This is a genomic window from Amycolatopsis sp. CA-161197, assembly GCF_050942255.1.
Taxonomy (GTDB): domain Bacteria; phylum Actinomycetota; class Actinomycetes; order Mycobacteriales; family Pseudonocardiaceae; genus Amycolatopsis.
This window is the reverse complement of sequence record NZ_CP192059.1, coordinates 4562770-4581569: the sequence shown is the minus strand read 5'-3', so window position 1 is coordinate 4581569 and position 18800 is coordinate 4562770. Positions and strand designations below refer to the sequence as shown.

At 71.7% G+C, this 18800-nt stretch carries 10 protein-coding genes; 1 reads left to right on the top strand and 9 read right to left on the bottom strand.

All coding sequences use genetic code 11. The features are described 5' to 3' along the window. Positions 1–8 precede the first annotated feature (8 nt). From ACQPXB_RS21890 to ACQPXB_RS21875, 4 genes are all read right to left on the bottom strand, one after another. Entirely contained in the window at positions 9–2165 is a 2157-nt protein-coding gene (locus ACQPXB_RS21890) for a beta-ketoacyl synthase (RefSeq protein ID WP_432855227.1), read from the bottom strand. A gap of 28 nt (positions 2166–2193) precedes the next feature. Then, complete coding sequence (locus ACQPXB_RS21885; RefSeq protein ID WP_432855224.1) at positions 2194–9075, bottom strand: SDR family NAD(P)-dependent oxidoreductase; 6882 nt, start codon at positions 9073–9075, stop codon at positions 2194–2196. A 95-nt stretch (positions 9076–9170) separates the two neighbouring features. Continuing rightward, on the bottom strand, positions 9171–9788 hold the full coding sequence (locus tag ACQPXB_RS21880) for a GDSL-type esterase/lipase family protein (protein WP_432855221.1): 618 nt from the start codon (positions 9786–9788) through the stop codon (positions 9171–9173). Positions 9789–9801: 13 nt separating this feature from the next. Beyond that, positions 9802–11001 carry an NAD(P)/FAD-dependent oxidoreductase gene (locus ACQPXB_RS21875; protein WP_432855218.1) on the bottom strand — a complete coding sequence of 400 codons (1200 nt, stop codon included), beginning with the start codon at positions 10999–11001 and terminating at the stop codon, positions 9802–9804. A 247-nt stretch (positions 11002–11248) separates the two neighbouring features. Between ACQPXB_RS21875 and ACQPXB_RS21870 the strand changes: the two genes are divergently transcribed. Continuing rightward, positions 11249–11779, top strand: coding sequence for a PaaI family thioesterase (locus ACQPXB_RS21870; RefSeq protein ID WP_432855215.1), 531 nt, complete (start codon positions 11249–11251; stop codon positions 11777–11779). 105 nt (positions 11780–11884) lie between these two features. Here the strand turns inward: ACQPXB_RS21870 and ACQPXB_RS21865 are convergent, their stop codons facing one another. From ACQPXB_RS21865 to ACQPXB_RS21845, 5 genes are read right to left on the bottom strand one after another with little or no spacing between them, the layout of a single operon-like run. Then, positions 11885–13639: an AMP-dependent synthetase/ligase gene (locus ACQPXB_RS21865; RefSeq protein WP_432855212.1), complete on the bottom strand. Its 1755-nt coding sequence runs from the start codon at positions 13637–13639 to the stop codon at positions 11885–11887. 13 nt (positions 13640–13652) lie between these two features. Next, entirely contained in the window at positions 13653–14990 is a 1338-nt protein-coding gene (locus ACQPXB_RS21860; RefSeq protein WP_432855209.1) for an acetyl-CoA carboxylase biotin carboxylase subunit, read from the bottom strand. Then, positions 14987–15472: an acetyl-CoA carboxylase biotin carboxyl carrier protein gene (locus ACQPXB_RS21855; protein WP_432855206.1), complete on the bottom strand. Its 486-nt coding sequence runs from the start codon at positions 15470–15472 to the stop codon at positions 14987–14989. The genes ACQPXB_RS21860 and ACQPXB_RS21855 overlap by 4 nt, the downstream gene beginning before the upstream one ends. Further along, positions 15469–17202: an acetyl-CoA carboxylase, carboxyltransferase subunit beta gene (gene accD / locus ACQPXB_RS21850; RefSeq protein ID WP_432855203.1), complete on the bottom strand. Its 1734-nt coding sequence runs from the start codon at positions 17200–17202 to the stop codon at positions 15469–15471. Before accD ends, ACQPXB_RS21855 begins: the two co-directional genes overlap by 4 nt. Continuing rightward, positions 17199–18773: a PfaD family polyunsaturated fatty acid/polyketide biosynthesis protein gene (locus ACQPXB_RS21845; RefSeq protein ID WP_432855200.1), complete on the bottom strand. Its 1575-nt coding sequence runs from the start codon at positions 18771–18773 to the stop codon at positions 17199–17201. The genes accD and ACQPXB_RS21845 overlap by 4 nt, the downstream gene beginning before the upstream one ends. Positions 18774–18800: the final 27 nt, after the last annotated feature.

The following is an 18800-nucleotide window of genomic DNA, read 5'->3' as shown; positions in this document are numbered from 1 at the left end:
GTCTCTCCTCACCAGGGTCGGGCGCCGGCGCCGCGCAACTCCACGGCGACGCCCGTCAGTTCGTAGATCCGCAGCCCGGGCTTCCACACGCTTGCCTCGCCGAGCACGCGGACGCGGCCGGGCCGGCGCTGCACGTCCTCGATGTGGACCTCGAGCGTCATCTCGCGGTCGTCGGCGAGGATCTGGCCGCGATAGCGCCACGACAGCGCCACGTCGGTGGGCACCACGAACTCCGGGTCGGTCAGGCCGTCGGCCAGCCCGGCGTCGAGCGCCCATTCCTGCACGGCTTGGAGCACGGCCTCGACACCGAGCGAGCCGGGCATCACCGGGTCGAGGTGGAAGTGGTAGGCGAAGAACCAGTCGTCGGCGGCGACGGGCCGCGCGGCGCGCAGGTAACCGCGGCCGAACTTCCCTCCGCCGTCGACGACCTCGACGGCGTCGAGCAGCGCCAGGTGCCCGCTCGTGCTGCGGACGCCGGTGTCGTTCGTCCGGCGAGCGGCGACGTCGATCGTGCGGGGCGGGGTACTCGGCTGCCACGGCGGGGCGTAGGCGCCGTTGTCGAGGCCGTTCTGGTTGGCGAGCGCGGTTTCGTTGAAGAAGCCGAAGAGGGATTCGCCGGCGTAGAACGGTTCGCCGTCCACGGAGAGCTCGTAGGAGAAGCTCTGCAGCACGGCGCCGACCATCACGGTGGTGTTGAGTAGCCGCGTGGATTGGCGAATCGTCTTGTCCCGCAGGTCGACCTCGCGCAGCACGGTCGCGGTGCCGTCGAGGTTGCGCAGGCTGTAGTCCTCTTCGGGCGCGGTGAGAGTGGCGCCGAGGAAGTAACCGAGCAGCAGGGCGGACTGCAGCGAGGTCTCCATGTACACGACGTTGGGCATGGACGCGTTCGCGGTTTCGGCGTAGTACCAGGAGTCTGCGGGCGAGTCGTACTCGGTGCGGCTGGTCGCGGCGGTGAGGTTGCCGCGTTCGCCCTCGACGGCCATCACGCGGTCGCACAGCTGCAGCCCGTGGTTGGGCATGCGGGTGGCGCGGCGACCGGCGTAGGCGGTGAACTCCGGACCGAGCGCGATGCCCAGGTCGCCGCGGGCGCTGTGGGTCATGTGGAACTCGCCCAGCAGCGCGCGTTCGCCGCCTGCGCTGTAGCGGCCGAACGACGTGGTGATCACGCCGCCGACCGACGGGCCGACCGGCGTGCCCGGGGCTTCGCGGATTTCCAGGACCAGGCCGCGGACCCGCGCGACGACCTCGCCGGCTTGGCGGAGCTCGGCATTGACCCGCAGCCACGGGCGCGGGAAGAGGTCGAGCTGCATGACGTCGAGGAGGAGCTCACCCGGGCCGGTGGCGTGTCGGGTGAGGTCCACTTCGGACTGTTCGGGCCCGGCGTGGAACCGTGCTTGAGCGAGGCAGAGGTGCAGGCCGACCTGCAGCGCGAACACCTGGGACGCCTGCCAGACCAGCTCGATGACGGCCGTGGGGTCGAGCGGGCCCTCGTATTCGGCGCGCAGCCGGCCGCGGTGCCACGGGCCGCCGTGCCGGGTGATCTCCGCGATCCGGGTCAGCCGGGTGTGCGTTGCGGGTGTGAGACGGATGGCGGGGTTGTCACCGTGCTGCTCGTATGCGGGGCCGAAGACCGTGGCGATCTCGCCGCGCACCAGATTCGCGAGGGCGGTGTCGTCGAGGGTGGTGACCGTGGTGAGGGCCAGTGCTTTGAACGCGCTCATCGTGGTGGCGGGCTGGACTTCGGGCGTCGTGTTCGGGCGGCCTGGCTGTGCGGCCACGGTGATACCGGAGTCCGGGGAGTAGCCGACGGCGACGCGGTAGGTCTGTCCGGTCACCGGCGTCGGCTGCGTTGACGGCTGGCCGAGGGCGGCCAGCGTGCGGCGCTGCCAGGCGGTCTGCACGTCCATTGCGGACAGGTGCGCGGCCACCAGTTCGGCGCGGACGTCGCCGAGCAGCTCGGCCACCGGGTCGGTGCCGGGCGCCGGCTCGGGGGCCGGCGGGTGTTCGACCGGGGCGGGCCGGGAGTCCTGAGTGGACAGCGGCGCCAGGTCGGTCGAGGTCGGCTGCTGCGGGTCGGGTGCCGGAGGAAGGGATTCCGGGGCCGACCAGAGGAGGGCGTCGAAGGGTTCGCCGTCGAAGGAGAGGGCGTCGAGCTGGGCGGTCATCGCGGGTCCGTTCCGGTGTCGGGGGCCGTCATCGGTTCTGCTCGCGCAGGCGCACGGCCTCGGCGAACTTCGCGGTCATCTCGGGCGTCGCGATCACCGAGAGGTCGGTGTAGCGCTGGAGCACGCGGCCGTCGGGGTCGCAGGCGGAGACGGTGACCGTCACCTGGGACCCGGTGCGCTGGGGGCGCAGGTCGTCGACCACGACCACGAAGGGGCTGTCGCCCGGCAGGGGCGCGAAGTACTCGATGCGCCCGATCGCCAGGGGCAGGCAGCCGGAGCCGAGGAACCACACGCCGAGCAGCGAGCCGGCCTGGATGACGACGTCCGAGAGCACCGGACTGTGCAGCGCACCGGCGTAGTTCCCTTGCCCGAACGGGGTGTCGGCGAGCCGGCACTCCACGACCAGGCGCCGCTCTTCGCGTTCGAGCAGCCGGCGGACGCCCTGCAGGCGCGGACCGTGGAACAGGTCCGCGGCGCGGTAGACCTCGAGCCCGTCCTCCGGGCCGTGGCCCAGCGGGTGGGCGGGCAGGGTCGGTGCCGCCGGGACCTCGGCGGCGAGCACGAACGTCCCGGTGAAGTGCGAGGGCGGCAGCGCCTTGCCGGGTTCGGTGCTGCGGATCGCGGCGCCCACCGTCAGGCGGTCGCCGGTCCACTCCCCCGCGGCGACGTCGAGGCGGTAGTCGCGCTCATGGCCGCCGTCGTAGACGATGCCCTTGAGCACCTCGAACCCCGTGCACTCGACGACGCGCAGGCCGGGGTTGGCGCGTTCGAGGGCGTTGATCGCCCAGCCGAGGCCGGCCGCGGCCGGGAAGACGGGGAACTCGCCGACGCGGTGGTCGCGCAGCACCGCGTCGGATGCGAGCGCCGCGAGGTCGCGGTGGGCGGAGAACGCGGCGGTGGCCGTGGTGCGAGCCGGCGGCGCGAGCGGGACGGGCGGGCCGATGAGCATCGAAACGTCGTCGGCGCGTTCCGGCGTGAACTGCGCGGCGAACATCCGCGCGCCGGCGGCCATCCCGAGCAGCGGCACGCCGCGGGAGCGGAACACCTCGCGCAGCTGCGGCGTGACCATGCCGCCGTCCCAGGCGCCCCAGTTGACGGCGGTCACCTGGGTTGCCGGGCGCTCGCGTTTCCAGCTCACGGCCACGCGGTTGAGGGCCTCGTTGGCCGTCGCGTAGTCGGACTGGCCGGGGTTGCCGAGTACGCCGGCCACGGAACCGAAGAGGATCACGTGGTTCAGTTCGGCGCCTTCGAGGGCGGAGAGGACGTGGTGGAGACCGTCTACTTTGGTCGCCAGCACGGTGCGGATGTCGGCGGCGGTCTTGGCCGGGAGGAGGGAGTCGGCGAGGGCTCCGGCGCCGTGGACGATCCCGGTGACGCGCTCGCGGAACGGGGCGAGTGCCGTGTGGGTCGCGTCGGCGTCGGTGATGTCGACGGCGACGTAGCGGGCCCGCTCGCCGAGGGAATCGAGGGTTTCGCGGATCTCGCGCTGGGCCAGCAGGTCGCGAGTGAGGCGGTCGACCTGCTGCGGGGTGGGCTTGTCCCCGTTGGCACGCAAGGCTTCGATCACCGCGGGCTTCACCGCGTCGTCCGTGATGCCCGTGGCCCACGCCGGCTCGTCGGTGAGCTCGGTGCGGCCGAGGAGGATGAACTCGGCCGCCCGGCGGGTGGCCAGCTCGCGGACGCACCGCGCGGTCACGCCGCGGGCGCCGCCGGTCACGACGAGCACGTCCTCGTCGGTGATGGTGGTTTCCGTGCTGTCGGTCGCTTCCGTCGGGCGGGGCCGGATCATCCAGCGGCTGCGGTCGGCGTCGATCGCGACCTCGCGGGTGTCGAGCGCCGCGTCGGCGAGCTCGGCCACCACCGTCTCGGCGAGCACGTCGTCGCCGAGCTCCGGCGCCAGGTCCAGCGCCCGGCAGAACAGCGCGGGCGACTCGAGCGCGAAGGTCTTCACCAGCCCGCCGACCCCGCCCACGAGCGCCGCCGCGGCCGGCCGGTCGCCCCGGTGGCCGAGCGCGCCGTCGAGCCGCGTGACCGTGACGAACGCGGCGCGGGTGCCCGCCGCGGCCGTCCGGTCGAGGCGCTCGCGCACCAGCTTGGCGGTGAGGATGGTGTCCGCCAGCCGGCGCGCGCCTTCACCCCACTGCGCGTCCGACGGAAGCACGATGAGGCACAGGTCTAGGCGCTCGTCCTGCTCCTGCGCCAGGATTCGTTCGATGGCTTCGCCGTCCCACGTGGACATCCCGTCGCCGTCTCCGGCCGGCACCTCGACCGTCCGGACGGCCCACCCGTGCAGCTCCAGCCCGGCGGCCAGCACCTTCGCGGCCGTGTCCCCGTGGTCGACGACCAACGCCGTCTTCCCCTCGCCGAACGGCTGCTCCAGCCGGTCGATGTCCGGCAGGCGCACCTGCTCGATCCGCAACAGCACCGGCTCGGCCTCGACGGGCGCCTGGACCGGCACCTGGGGTGCCGTGGGGGCGGCTCCTCCGGCGATGAAGGCGACGATGTCCTTCAACGTCCGCAACTCCGCCACCTGCTCCGGTCCAACCGGCGGCACTCCGTCGACCTTCTCGCCCAGCGCACCAAGGATCTGCACCCGCTTGATCGAGTCAACGCCCAGGTCAGCTTCCAGATCCATGGAGACGTCCAGCATCTCCACGGGGTAGCCGGTCGTCTCGGCAACCACCTCGACCAACGCCGCCTCCACCGAAGAAGCGCTGAGCCCGGCCGGCGCGGGAACGGCAGGAGCAGCGCTGCCGGCGATGAAGGCGACGATGTCCTTCAACGTCCGCAGCTCCGCCACCTGCTCGGGCCCGACCGGCGGCAATCCGTCGACCTTCTCGCCGAGAGCGCCTAGGATCTGGACCCGCTTGATCGAATCGACGCCCAGGTCAGCTTCCAGATCCATGGAGACGTCCAGCATCTCGACGGGGTAACCCGTCTTCTCGGCAACGACCTCGACCAGCACAGCCTCCACAGAGGACGCATTCAGCCCAGTCGGTGCGGGAGCCGCGGGTGCGGCGCTCCCCGCGATGAAGGCGACGATGTCCTTCAGCGTCCGGAGTTCGGCGACCTGTTCAGGTCCGACCACGGGCACGCCTTCAACGCGCTCACCCAGAGCACCGAGGATCTGGACCCGCTTGATCGAATCGACGCCGAGGTCCGCTTCCAGATCCATGGAGACATCCAGCATCTCGACGGGGTAGCCGGTCTTCTCGGCGACCACCTCGACCAACGCCGCCTCCACAGTGGAGGCGCTCAAGCCGGCCGGGATGGCGGCCGCAGGAGCGGACGCGGCACCCGCGATGAAGCCGACGATGTCCTTCAACGTACGCAGTTCCGCTACCTGTTCGGGGCCGACGACGGGCACGCCCTCGATCCGCTCGCCCAGAGCGCCCAGGATCTGCACCCGCTTGATCGAATCGACACCCAGGTCCGCCTCCAGGTCCATCGAGACGTCCAGCATCTCCACCGGATAGCCCGTCTTCTCCGCGACCACGGCCACCAGCGCTGATTCGACGGAAGACGCGTCCAGGCCGGCCGGCGCGGGCGGCTCGATGACCGGCGTGGCCGAGGAGCCGTTCGCCGGAGGGAGCTCGGCGGGCGGCGCGAAGGAGGGGAGCTCGGGAAGGTCCGGCAGCTCGGGCCGGAAGTCGACTGGCGCGTCCACAGTGGACGCAGCAACCGGCGCGGCGGCAGCGTGTTCCAGGTCCGTCAGCGAGGCCAGGATCTCGTTGACCCGCGTGTGCGAGCGGCCGATGGCGAGGCTTTGGTCCTTGATGGCGTCGACGGTCGCGCGGAGCTGCGCGTCGACCGCGCCCGTGCGTTGGGCCTCGCGGAGGACCGACACGAGTTCGCCGGTGACGGAGAGCTGGGTTTCGGTGTAGCGCTCGTGCAGGGCCAAATGCTGCTGCGCCACTGTGTCCAGGCCGGGGCCGGAGGCGACGGGAACCGGCGGCTCCTCGTGAACAAGCGGCACCGGAGCGGCAACAGGTGCCAAAGCAGGCGCAGGAGCAGGCGCGACAGCCGCCGCTACGTGTTTCGCCGCCTCGGCGGCCTCCGCGACCGCCTCGAGCATCGTCGGCTCGCCGATCAGGCCCGCGTACAGCTCACGACGGGAATCCGGCACGTAGTCGCGGCCGGTCAGCTCCACGACCATCCCCGTGGCCTCGGCCTCGGTGAACGGCTCGGCGTCCGCACGATTGACCGCGCGGATCGGCGCGCCGAGCACCGCCAGGCGCAGCGCGGCCTTCTTCAGGGCCACGTCACCGTCGCCCGTGGGGCCCTGGTCGGTCGGGATGGCGACCACGCTGTCGCCCAAGGTCCGCTGGACGAGCTGCGTCAGCACCGTCTTCGGGCCGAACTCGACGAACACCGTGCAGCCGTCGGCGCGCATCGCCTCCAGGCCGCGCACGAATTCGACGGTCTGCAGCAGCTGCCCGGTCAGCACCTCGCGGTTGGTCTCCACCGACGGGCCGTACGAACCGCCGGCCGAGTTCGCGTAGACCGGCAAGCGCGGCTCGCCCACAAAGGTGTTCGCCACGACCTCACGGAACGGCTCGACCGCGTGCGCCACGTACCGCGTGTGGAAAGCGCCCGCCACCGGCAGCTCGCGCACGGTCAGCCCCTGCGCGCGGCAGGCGTCGGCGAACTCGCCGACCGCCACCGTGCCGCCGCCGACCACGACCTGGTCCGGCGCGTTGTGGTTGCAGACGCTCACGTCGGGGTGCCCGGCGAGCAGCGCCGTCATCTCGTAGCGTGACGCCTGCACCGCGGCCATCGTGCCCGGGTCACCCAGGCCGCCGGCCACGGCCATCGCGTCGCCGCGCGCCTTGGCCAGGGTGAAGAAGTCCTGATCCGCCAGCGAACCCGCGGCCCACAGCGCCGTCAGCTCACCGAAGCTGTGGCCCATGAACCCGGCGCACTCCAGCCCGCGCTCGGCCAGGAAGCGGTACTGCCCCGCCGACAGCGCCGCGATCGCCGGCTGCGCGTAGTCGGTGCGCCGCAGCGTCGCCTCCTGCTCGGTGCGCGCCTCGGGGTCGAACACCGGCGGCGGGAACACCACGTTCGCCAACGGCCGTGGCGAACGACCGAACACGCCGTTGGCCTCGTCGAACATCGTGGCGACGGCCGGGTTGTTGAGCACCGCGGTCAGGCCCATGTCCACGTGCTGGCTGCCCTGGCCGGCGAACAACGCGCCGATCTTCAGGTCCGCCACCGCGCGGCGGCGGAAGAACACGCCCTTGGGGTGCGCGAACTCGTCGCGCGCCTCGGCGAGCTCCACCACGGCCAGCTCCCGCAGCGCCGCAGCCTCCTGCTCACTGCGCGACACGAACCCGACGCGCGCGTGGTCGTCGGGGATCCCGCCGTCGCCGTTCGGCGCGGCGCCCGAGCGCAGCAGCGTTGCCAGCGTGTCGGCGTCCGGCGCGTGCCAGAGGTGGACGCGCGCGGTGCGGTGCAGCGTCCGCAGTCCTTCGCGACCGGACGAAACCTCCTCCAGCACGGCGTGGAAGTTCGTGCCGCCGAAGCCCATCGCCGACGCGGCCGCGCGGCGCTTCGGCCGCTGCGGGTCGCGGATCCACGGCCGGGTCTTCGTGTTGACGTAGAACGGCGACTCGCCGTCCAGCGCGCGGTTGGGCTTGGTGACGTTGATCGTCGGCGGCAGCACCTTGTGGTGCAGCGACAGCGCGAGCTTCATCAGGCTCGCCGCGCCGGCCGCGCCCTTCGTGTGACCGATCTGCGACTTGACGCTGCCGATCGCCGCGTACCCGACCTCGTCGGTCTCCGCGCGCAGCACCGTGCCCAGCGCGGTGAGCTCCGTCTGGTCGCCGACGCGCGTGCCCGTGGCGTGCGCCTCGAACAGCCCGATCGACGCGGGCGAGCAGTCCGCGTCCTCGTACGCGCGGCGCAGCGCCGCCTCCTGGCCTTCGGCGCGCGGGGCGTAGATGCTCTTGAACCGGCCGTCACTCGACGAGCCGATGCCGCGGATCACCGCGTACACGCGGTCGCCGTCGCGCTCGGCGTCGGCGAGGCGCTTGAGCGCCAGCATGCCGATGCCCTCGCCGACGAGCGTGCCGTCGGCGGTGTCGTCGAGTGGCCTGATCTGCCCCGACTTAGACAGCGCACCGACCTTGCTGAAGCAGAGGTAGCCGAAGATCGAGTTCTCCGTGTCGCAGCCACCGGTGATCATCAGGTCCGAGCGGCCGGACACGAGCTCGTTGATCGCCATGTGCACGGCGGAAAGCGAGCTCGCGCACGCCGCGTCGACCGTGCAGTTCATCCCGCCGAGGTCGAGGCGGTTGGCCACGCGGCCGGCGATGACGTTGCCCAGCAGGCCGGGGAACGAGTTCTCTTCCCACGGCGCGAAGGCCGCCGCGTACTTCTCGGCGATCAGCTCGGCGTCGGCCTGGGTCAGCCCGCAGCTGCGCACGACCTCCTTGAGCACGGGCGTCGAAAGCCGCGCGGCCAGCGGGTGCGACAGCGTCGTCGGCCCGGCCACCCCCAGCACGACGCCGGTGCGCTCCGGCCGGTACCACTCGGAGCCGACGGCCCCGGCGTCGGCGAGCACGTTGCGCGCGACGAGCAGGCTCAGCAGCTGCACGACCGTGGTCACCTCGAGCTGGTTGGGCGGCAGCCCGAACTCGGTGGTGCTGAAGGGAACCTCGGGCACGAACCCGCCGCGGCGGCAGTAGGTCTTGTCCGGCGCCGCCGGGTCCGGGTCGTAGTAGTCGTCGAGGTTCCACCGCGACGGAGGCACCTCGGAAGTGCAGTCGGCCGCGTCGACGACGTTCTGCCAGAAGTCGCGGAAGTTCCGGGCCATCGGGAACAGCCCCGAGAGCCCGACGATGGCGATCGGGTTGTCCGCGAGCCGTCGCGCGACGGCGTGAGGTTCGGGCCGGTGTTCGTCGTTCACGTGCCTACCCCTGTCTCAGGCTGCAATCCGGTCGGGAAAAGCAGGACTGATCGCCGTTGATCAGCGCGGGTCGTTCGGTGGGTGCTTCGGTGGGTTCAGATGAGCGCGCTGCGCGCCTCGTCGACGAGGTCGGCCAGCGCCGTGCCGATGACCTGGTGCCCGGCTGCGCTCGGGTGCATGCCGTCGGGGCACCACATGACCGGGTCGGCGGTGACCGGCGCGTTCGCCAGGTCCAGGCACACGAGGCCGAGGTCGAGCACGAGCCCGTCGAGGAACTCGTTGGCCTCGGCGAACCGCTCGCGCAGCACGGTCCGGGCGGCGTCGGCCAGACTGGGCAGGCGGTCGGGGATGCGCGGCCAGTTGGTGGTGAACACCAGCCGGCCGGGCTGGGCAAGGCTCGAGAAGATGTGGGTGAGGTTGCGGCGGAAGCGGTCTCCGTCGTAGTCGGTGACCAGGTCGTTGCCGCCGACGATCACGCCCATCAACGGCGCCGGGCGGCTCAGCGCGAGCGGCAGCTGGCGCTCGACGACGTCCTGCGTGGTCGCGCCGTACGAGCCGAGGTTGAGCACGGCGCCGGAGACGCCCAGGCACTGCGCGAAGTGCGTGGTGAAACCGGCGAACGAACCGTCGGCCCGCACCGCGCCGCCCCGGCCCTCGGCGAAGCTGTCGCCGATGACGGTGAGCTCCGAGTCCGACGCTTTCAAGTCCGGCACAGGAGTTCCTCCCCTAGGCCGAAGCGCCGAGGAGCTTCGCCATGCGCTCGGGCGCGAAGAACTCCTCTCCGGTCATGCCGCCGCCGATCATCGCGAAGAAGTCCTTGGCGTACTCGGCGTTGCCGCCCAGCGCGCGGAACACGGCGTGCAGCTGCGGAGTGAGCTCCAGCGTGGAGATCGAGCAGGTGAACTCGAAGCCCGAGTGGGACTTCGCGTCGCGCTCGCGCTGGTACTCGGCCAGCGCGTCGGCCATGGGCATGGTTCCGTCGAGACCGTCGTGCACGCGTTCGGCCAGCAGCTGCGCGTACTCGAACGCGTCGGAGATGCCCAGGCCCGTCAGCGGGTCCTTGTGGTAACCGGCGTCGCCGACCAGGGCCCAGCCGGGGCCGTGGGACTGGCGGTAGTAGTTGTCCGGGTACCGCATCGGGTGGAAGCGGTCCTCGCGCTTGCCGTGCGTGGCGAGCTCCTCGGCGAACTCGGGCACGATGGCGCGCGCGATCGCGTGGAAGTTGTTCTCCGGGTCGGCGCGGAACTCCGGCAGGGCCTCGGTCTTGCGCATCACGGCCACAAGGGTCTTGTCGTCGTGTGTGGGCCAGATGCCGACCTGCTCACGCTCGCCGATCCGGCTGTGGAAGTCGGCGCGCACGCCGCTGAAGTAGCTGTAGTAGATGAAGCACTCGGCCGGCACTTCGCGGTAACGCTGGGCATCCACGGCGTCGGCGACGAACGAATTGCGCCCGTCCGCGCCGATCACGATCGGCGCGCGTTCCTCCTGCAGTTCCCCGCCGGCCACCGAACCGCGAACGCCGACCACGCGGCCGTCCTCGAAGATCAATTCACGGACGGTGAAACCTTCGCGCACCTCGGCGCCAGCGGCGCGCGCGCCGTTCACGAGAATGGTGTCGAGCACCGTGCGCCGGGGCGCGTAGGTCGCGTCGATGCCGTTGATGGAATCGGCGAAGCCCGCGATCACGATGTCGCGGTAGGAAACGGTCATGTGCTTGATCGCCGGCACCCCGGTGGCGACCAGCTCGTCGAGCAGGCCCCACGCGGCGAGCCGCGCGAGCCCGCGCTGCTGGAGGTAGTGGGTGGAAACGGTGTCGCTGGGGAAGGTCGCGCGGTCGACGACGAGCACGCGGTGACCGCGTTTCGCCAGCAGCATCCCGACCGGTGAACCCGCGCAGCGCGCGCCTACCACGATCGCGTCATACATCTGGGCGCCTCCAGGAGAATCGCTCGGTTCTCAGGTCGATTTCCACAATCCGCATGCGGTCACCGGCGACCACGCGGCACAGTCAACCCCGTAACCACCCCTTTTCTTGATCAAGATCTCGCCTTTCGATCGCACCATTTACCGAGCCGATCACCGGCGAATACTTCCTCGTCCGGCCAGCCGGACGAGGTGGTTGCTTAAGTCCCCGTTCATCGCCCGGCAGTGCGGCCGTGCCGTAATTCAGCACATGGTTGCCGAAAACGGCGCGGCCCGCGGAATCGCCGCGGCCCAGGCGCGACTCGTGAAGCTGGCCGGATCAGGAACACCCGATTACGAACAGATCCGCCGCACGGTGGACACCCTCGTGCCGTTCGTGAACCTGGCGGGCGTGCGGATCAAGGAACTCGCGGCCGGCACAGCCGTGGCCGAGGCGCCCGCGTCGCCGGACATGCTCAACCACCTCGGCACCGTGCACGCCGGGGTGCTGTTCCTGGCCGCGGAAGTGGCGTGCGCCGGGGCGTTCTCGGGGGCGATCGCGCCCCGGATCCTGCACGTGCGCACGTTCGTGCTGCGCGACACGCGCGCGACGTTCCTGCGGGCGGCGCACGGACAGATCCGGGCGCACGGCACGATTACGGGCCCGGCCCTGGCCGAAGCGGTCCAGAGCAAGGGCGAGGCGCAGCTCGATCTCAGCGGGAAAGCCTTGCTGCAGGACGACAACGGCGCGCTCGTCGCCAAAGTGGACTTCGACTACTTCTGTCTGCTCGCGGCGGCGTAAAACCACGGCGTTTCGAAATGACGCCGATGGAAAATCGCCGATTGAAAACACAGCGGCGCGGTGAACCCGGGGGTCACCGCGCCGCTGTCTGTCGAATTGGTGTTCTCAACCGCCGTACAGAGCCGCGATCTCCGCCTGGAACTGTTCCTCGATCACGTGCCGCCGCAACCGAAGCGACGCCGTCAGCTGCCCCTTCTGTACCGAGAAGTCCTCCGGCAGCACGGTGAACCGACGGATCGACTCCGCGCGCGAAACCAGCTCGTTCGCGGCGTCGACCGCTGTGGCGATCTCCCGCAGCAGCCGGCTGTCCATCGTCGGCACGCCGGCCGAACAGTCGACGCCGTCGGCCTCGGCCCAGCCCGCCAGCGCGGGCCCGTCGAGCGTGATCAACGCGGTGACGAACGGGCGACCCTCCCCCACCAGCAGGCAGTTGCTCACCAGCGGGTGCAGCCGGACGCGGTCCTCCAGCGGCGCGGGCACCACGTTCTTGCCCCCGCTGGTGACGATGATTTCCTTGCGCCGGCCGGTGATGTGGAGGAACCCGTCGTGGTCGAGCAACCCGACGTCGCCGGACGCCAGCCACGGGACGGACGCACCGTCCCCGTCCGGCCAGTAGCCCGGGAACACCTGGTCGCCGCGCACGAGGATCTCGCCGTCGTCCGCGATCGCGACCGTCGTGCCGGGCACCGGCCGCCCCACCGCGTTCGGCCGGTTCTGCCCGGGCGCGCTCATGCTGACCGTCGACGAGGCCTCGGTCAGCCCGTACGCGCCGAGCACCTCCACGTCGAGGCCGGCGAAGAAGTCCGCGGTGGACGGTTCCAGCGAAGCCCCGCCCGCGATCACGTACTCCAGCCGGCCACCCAGCAACCTCCGCAGTTTCTCCCGCACGGCGAGGAAGTCCGGCGTGGGCTCCGGCGCCACCGAGCCGTGCCGCCGGGCGTGTCCGAGCGCCACCGCCGCCGCGTCCACCGCGGCGTACTGAGCCTCGCCGATCACCACCCGCGCCGCCTTCCGGATCTTCTCCAGCAGGTACGGCACGCCGACCAGGAACGTCGGGCGGAACGACGGCAGCTCGCCCAGCAGGTCCGCCGGCGTGGCGACCAGCCCGGTCCGCACGCCCGCCCACACGCAGCCGAACTGAGTCACGCGGCCGTAGACGTGCGCCAGCGGCAGGAAGAGCAAAGTTGACGCCGGCGCGCCCGAGGTCGGGCGGAACACCTCGTGCAGCAGCTCCACGACGTTCGCCGCGGCCGAAAGCACATTGCGGTGCGTCAGCACGCAACCCTTGGGCAATCCTGTGGTGCCGCTCGTGTAGACGATGGTTGCGAGATCGTCCGCGCGGACGGCAGCTCGGCGCCGGTCGACCTCCTCGTCCGCGACCACCCGCCCGCTCTCCGCGAGCTCACCGAGCGACGAGCCGAGGAGCCAGCACCGCCCGGTGACCGGCTCCCCGGCGACCTCGCCGATCAGCGCACTCTGCTCGGCCGTCTCGGCGAAACACGCGCTGGGCCGCGAATCGGCGACGATGTGGCGGATCTGCTCGGCCGACGACGTCGGGTAGACCGGCACGGTGACCGCCCCGACGCTCAGCACCGCGAAGTCCGCCACCGACCACTCGTAGCTAGTCCGGCCGAGGACCAGCACGCGGTCCTCGGCCTCGATCCCGGCCGCCAGCAGGCCTTTCGCGACCTCGCCCACCTCGCGGCCGAACTCCGCGTACGTGATGTCCTGCCACTCGTCCCCGGCCTTGCGGCTGAAGACGACGTCGCCGGGAACCTGCGCGGCCTTCTCGTGCACCACGTCTGCGAGGCCCTCGTCCTCGTCCGGCTTCACCAGCGGCGCAACGGTGTACTCCTGCACGACACCCTCCCGGTCACAGTGCTTCGACGAACGTCGTGTCGTGCTCGGCCGCGCGGAAGCGCGGGTGGTCGAGCACGTCGCGCAGGAACTCCGCGGTCGTGGCCACGCCAGCGCCGCGCACGTCGACCTCGCCCAGCGCGCGCCGCATACGGGCGATCGCGGCATCGCGATCGGGCGCCCACACGATGACCTTCGCCAGCAACGAGTCGTACACCGCGGGCACGCGGTAACCCGGGAACGCGTGGGTGTCCACCCGCGTGAACGGCCCGGCCGGCAGGCGGCACTCGTCGAGGACCCCGGGTGCCGGCGCGAAATCCCGGGCCGGGTCCTCGGCGTTGACGCGGCACTCGATGGCCGCACCGGTCACGCGGACGTCGGCCTGGCTGTAGCCCAGCGGCTCGCCGGACGCGACGCGGAGCTGCTCCCGCACCAGGTCGAGCCCGGTGACCGCCTCGGTCACGGGGTGCTCGACCTGCAGGCGGCAGTTCACTTCCATGAAGTAGAACCGCTGGTCACCGTCGACCAGGAACTCGAAGGTCCCCGCACCGACGTACCCGGACGCCTCCGCGCCCCGGACCGCGGCCGCGCCCATCTCCTCGATCAGCGAGCCCGGCAGCAGCGGCGCCGGCGACTCCTCCACGAGCTTCTGGTGCCGGCGCTGCAGCGAGCAGTCGCGTGCGCCGAGGTGCACGACAGCGCCGTGCTGGTCGGCGAGCACCTGGATCTCCACGTGCCGCGCCGAAGCCAGGTACCGCTCGACGTAGAGCCGCCCGTCGCCGAACACGGCCTGCGCCGCGGCGCGCGTCTGCGCCCACGCGCGGGGGAACTCGGCCGCGGAGTTCACCACGGCCATCCCCCGCCCGCCGCCACCGGCGACAGCCTTCACGATCACCGGAAACCCGATCTCGCTCGCCAGGGCCGCGGCTTCGGCGGCCTCCAGCGGATCGCGGCTGCCGGGCAGCAGTGGCAGCCCGACGCCCGCCATCAGCGAACGAGCGCTGGACTTGTCACCGAGCTGCACCATCACCTTGGCCGGCGGGCCGACGAACGTGAGGCCCTCGGCCTCGCACACCTCGGCGAAATCCGCGTTCTCCGACAGGAAGCCGTACCCGGGGTGGATCGCCTCCACGCCGCGGGTGCGCGCCGCCTCGATCACCGCGGGGATGCTGAGGTAGCTGTCCTTCGCGGCCGGCGGCCCGATCTGCACGGCCTCGTCGGCGAGCCGCACGGCCGCCGAGTCGCGGTCGGCGCTCGAGTGCACCACGACCGACCGGATCCCGAGCTCGGCGCACGTCCGGATCACCCGGACCGCGATCTCGCCGCGGTTGGCGACCAGCAGGGACCCGATCACGACGCCGGTTCCAGCACCAGCAACGGCTGCCCGTGCTCGACGGCCGTGCCGTCCGCCACGCGGAACTCCGCGATCCGGCCCGCGCGATCCGCCTCGACCGGGATCATCAGCTTCATCGCCTCGATGATCCCGATCTGCGTGCCGACGGCGATCGTGTCGCCCTCGCTGACGAACGGCTTGGCCCCGGGCTCCGGCGCCCGGTAGAACGTGCCGACGGTCGTGGCGCAGACCGCGATTCCCGTGGCGGCGGGTTCCTCGACGACGGGCGCCGGCCGAGGAGCCGCGGCCTCGACCGAGTCCACCACCGGCATCGCGACCGTCGGCCATTCGACCTCCACGGCCACGCCGTGGGCGCTGACCCGCACGGCTTCCGGGTGCCGCGCCGACTGCGCGCACAACACCAGCACCTGCTCGCGCAGGGCCGTCACCACCTGGTCCACCTCGTGGGGCGCGAGGGGGTTCGCGTTCACGGTCGTCGTCACCGGGCCTTCTCCGAGTTGTCGGTGCTGGGTTTCTGGGACAGGTCGTCGAGCAGGACGGAGCCGTCGGCGCCGAAGGCCCGGAAGCGCGCCCGGCGGCGCGTGACGAGGTTCATCTGATCCAGCGGCACGAGCTGCGCCAGCGTCTCGGCGAGCGCGGCCCGCATCGCGGCGGCGATCCGCACGTCGTCGGCGCCGGCACCGCCTTCGGGCTCGGGGATCACGCCGTCGACCACGCCCTGGCGCAGCAACGACCGCGCGTCCACGCGCAGCGCTTCGGCCGCCTTCGGCGCGGCCGCGGGGTCCTTCCACAGGATCGCGGCGCACCCTTCGGCGCTGATCACCGAATAGACGGCGTTGGCGCACATGAGAACCTGGTCAGCGAACGCGAGTGCGAGCGCACCACCACTGCCGCCCTCACCGGTGACCACGGCGATCACTGGCACGGGCAGCCCGGCCATCAGCTTGAGGTTCTCGGCGATCGCCACGGACTGGCCACGACGCTCGGCCTCGATTCCGGGGTACGCGCCCGCGGTGTCGATCAGGGTCACCACCGGCAGCCCGAGCTTCGCCGCCAGCCGCATGATCCGCGCGGCCTTGCGGTAGCCGGCCGGGCTCGGCATGCCGTAGTTGCGCCGGGCAAGCTCGTCGGCCGTGTGGCCCTTCTGCGTGCCGATCAACGCGATCGGCTGGCCCTCGAACCGCCCGAGACCTGCGACGAGCGCCGGGCAGTCCTCGGACATCCGGTCGCCGTGCAGCTCGTGGAAGTCTTCGAGCAGCAGGGCCGCGTAGTCGAGCGTCGTGGGGCGGTCGAGCTTGCGTGCCGCGCGCACGCACTCCCACGCCGAACGCTCGGGCAGCCGCTCGGGATCGGTGATGAGCGCGTCGGGGACCGACGGGGTGTCGGGGCGCCGCTCGGGCCGGCGCGTGGCGATCGCGAGCACCCGGCCCAGCGCGGCACGCAGGGCGGCGCGCGGGCGGATCATGTCGACGATGCCGTGCTCCAGCAGGAACTCCGCGGTCTGGAAGCCGTCGGGCAGGGTCTGCTTGATCGTCTGCTCGATCACCCGTGGCCCCGCGAACCCGAGGCGGGCGCCGGGTTCCGCGATGATCAGGTCGGTCGAGGTCGCGAACGACGCGGCCACGCCGCCGAACGTCGGGTCGGTGATCAGCGAGACGGTGAGGATGCCCGCCTCGTCCAGCTGGCCCAGCGCCTGGCTGGTCTTGGCCATCTGCATCAGCGACAGCACGCCTTCCTGCATGCGCGCCCCGCCCGAAGCGGTGACCAGCAGCAGCGGCGTGCGCTCGGCGAGCGCGATCTCGCACGCGCCGGTGATGGCCTCCCCGACCGCCGAGCCGAGGCTGCCGCCGAGGAAGCGGAAGTCCATCGCCGCGACGACCACCGGGTTGCCGTCGATCTTCCCGCGAGCGCACACCACGGCCTCGGTGAGTCCGGTGCGCGAACGGGCGTCCACGAGCCGCTCGGCGTACGGGCGGGTGTCGGAGAACTCCAGCGGGTCGCTGCCGGACACCACCAGCTCCAGCGGCCGGATCGAGCCCTCGTCGAGCAGGGCCTCCAGCCGCTCGGTCGCCGTCAGCGGTGCGTGGTGGCCGCACTCCGGGCAGACGCGCCCGGCGCGGGCGAAGCGCCTGCCGTACATCATTTTCCCGCAACCTCCGCACACCAGCCACGACGGTGCGTCGTTGCGGTCGATTTCCTGCGTCACGGTCATCGCGAAACCTCCCCCAGGGGAACTGGGATGTACGTCGTGCACCGGGCCGGCAGGCGGACGCCGGCGGCGCGCAACTGGCTCACGCGGACCGCGAACGCGGCCCCGCGCATGAGGTGGACGGCGAGCTCGGCGACGTGCCGGTGCCCCGGCGCGGCGAGGTAGGTCCCGCCCACCCACTCGTTGAACGCGCCCATCGCCGGCCCGCACCAGATCTGGTAGTCGGCGGCGCGCTCGGGCGTCGCGGCCATGCTCCAGCCCGACGACCGGCCGAGGTACCAGCGGAAGACCAGCGCCATCCGCCGTTTCGGGTTGCCTTCGGCGCGCTCGATCTGCTCCGGGTCCCGCGCGCTGAAGTAGCGCACGCAGTCTTCCCACACCTCGTCGAACGAGCGCTGGAAGACCCGCTGCTCCAGCTCCGCACGATCGGCCGCGGGGATGGCGTCGAGGCCGGCGCACGAGCGGTAGGTGTCGTACAACCGCTTCGCGCGGCCCGGGAACATGGTGCCGCGCTTGAGGACCTGCACGTCGACACCCAGCTCGAACATGTCCGACGACGGCGCCATCTCGGTGTCGGCCACGCCGGCGGAGGCGAGCAGGCGCTTCACGGCTTCGGACTGGTCGGCCTCGACCGAAGCCTGGTTGATCGAGCCGGTGACCACGTAGGACGCGCCCATGGCGAACGCCGCCGACGCCGCCGCGGGCGTGCCGATCCCGCCGGCCGCGCCGATGCGGACGGGCACCGCGAACCCGTGCTCCCGCTGCACGCGGTCGCGCAGGGCGACGAGCGCGGGCAGCAGCACGACCAGCGGGCGACGGTCGGTGTGACCGCCGGAGTCGGCCTCGGCGGTGATGTCGTCGGCCATCGGGACCGACGCGGCCCGCTCCGCCTGCTCAGCCGTGATTTCCCCGGCTTCGCGCAGGCCGCGCAGCAGCTCGGTGGGAGCCGGCCGCAGGAACTTCTCGGCAACCTCGGACCGCGAGACCTTCGCGATCACCCGGTTGCGGGCCACGACCTGTCCCGACGCGTCGCGCTGCAGGCCCGCGGCCCGGTAGCGCACGACCTGCGGGGTGAGGTCAAGAAACGCCGACGCTTCGACGCAGCGGACTTCGTGGCGCAGGCAGGCGTCCACGATCGCCCGCTCCAGCGCGGCCTCGCTCGGGCTGTGGATCAGGTTGCAGGCGAACGGCCGGCCCGGCGCCTCGCGGCGGATCGTGCCCAGCGCTTCGTCGAGCTTCGCGGGCAGCACCCCGGCGGCGCCGAACGACGCCAGGAAACCGTTGCGCGCCAAGGCCGCGACCATGCGGGCCGACGCGATGCCGTTGGCCATGGCGCCGGCGTGGTAGGCGTGGCCCACCCCGTGCGCCTTGCGGAATTCAGGGTCCCCCAGGGATTCCGGCCGGACCGCGGGAACAGCGGCGAGCACCTTCGCGCGCCGGGCGGCCTCGGCGTCCGCGGTGAGAGCGACACCCAGCTCGTCGCGGACCACGAACACCGGAGAATCCACTGTGGACAACAGGTGGTAGATCGATTCCTCGTCCCTGGCCGATTTCGGCAAGGTAGCTATGCTCACACCGCAATTCTTCGGTCATCACCAGGC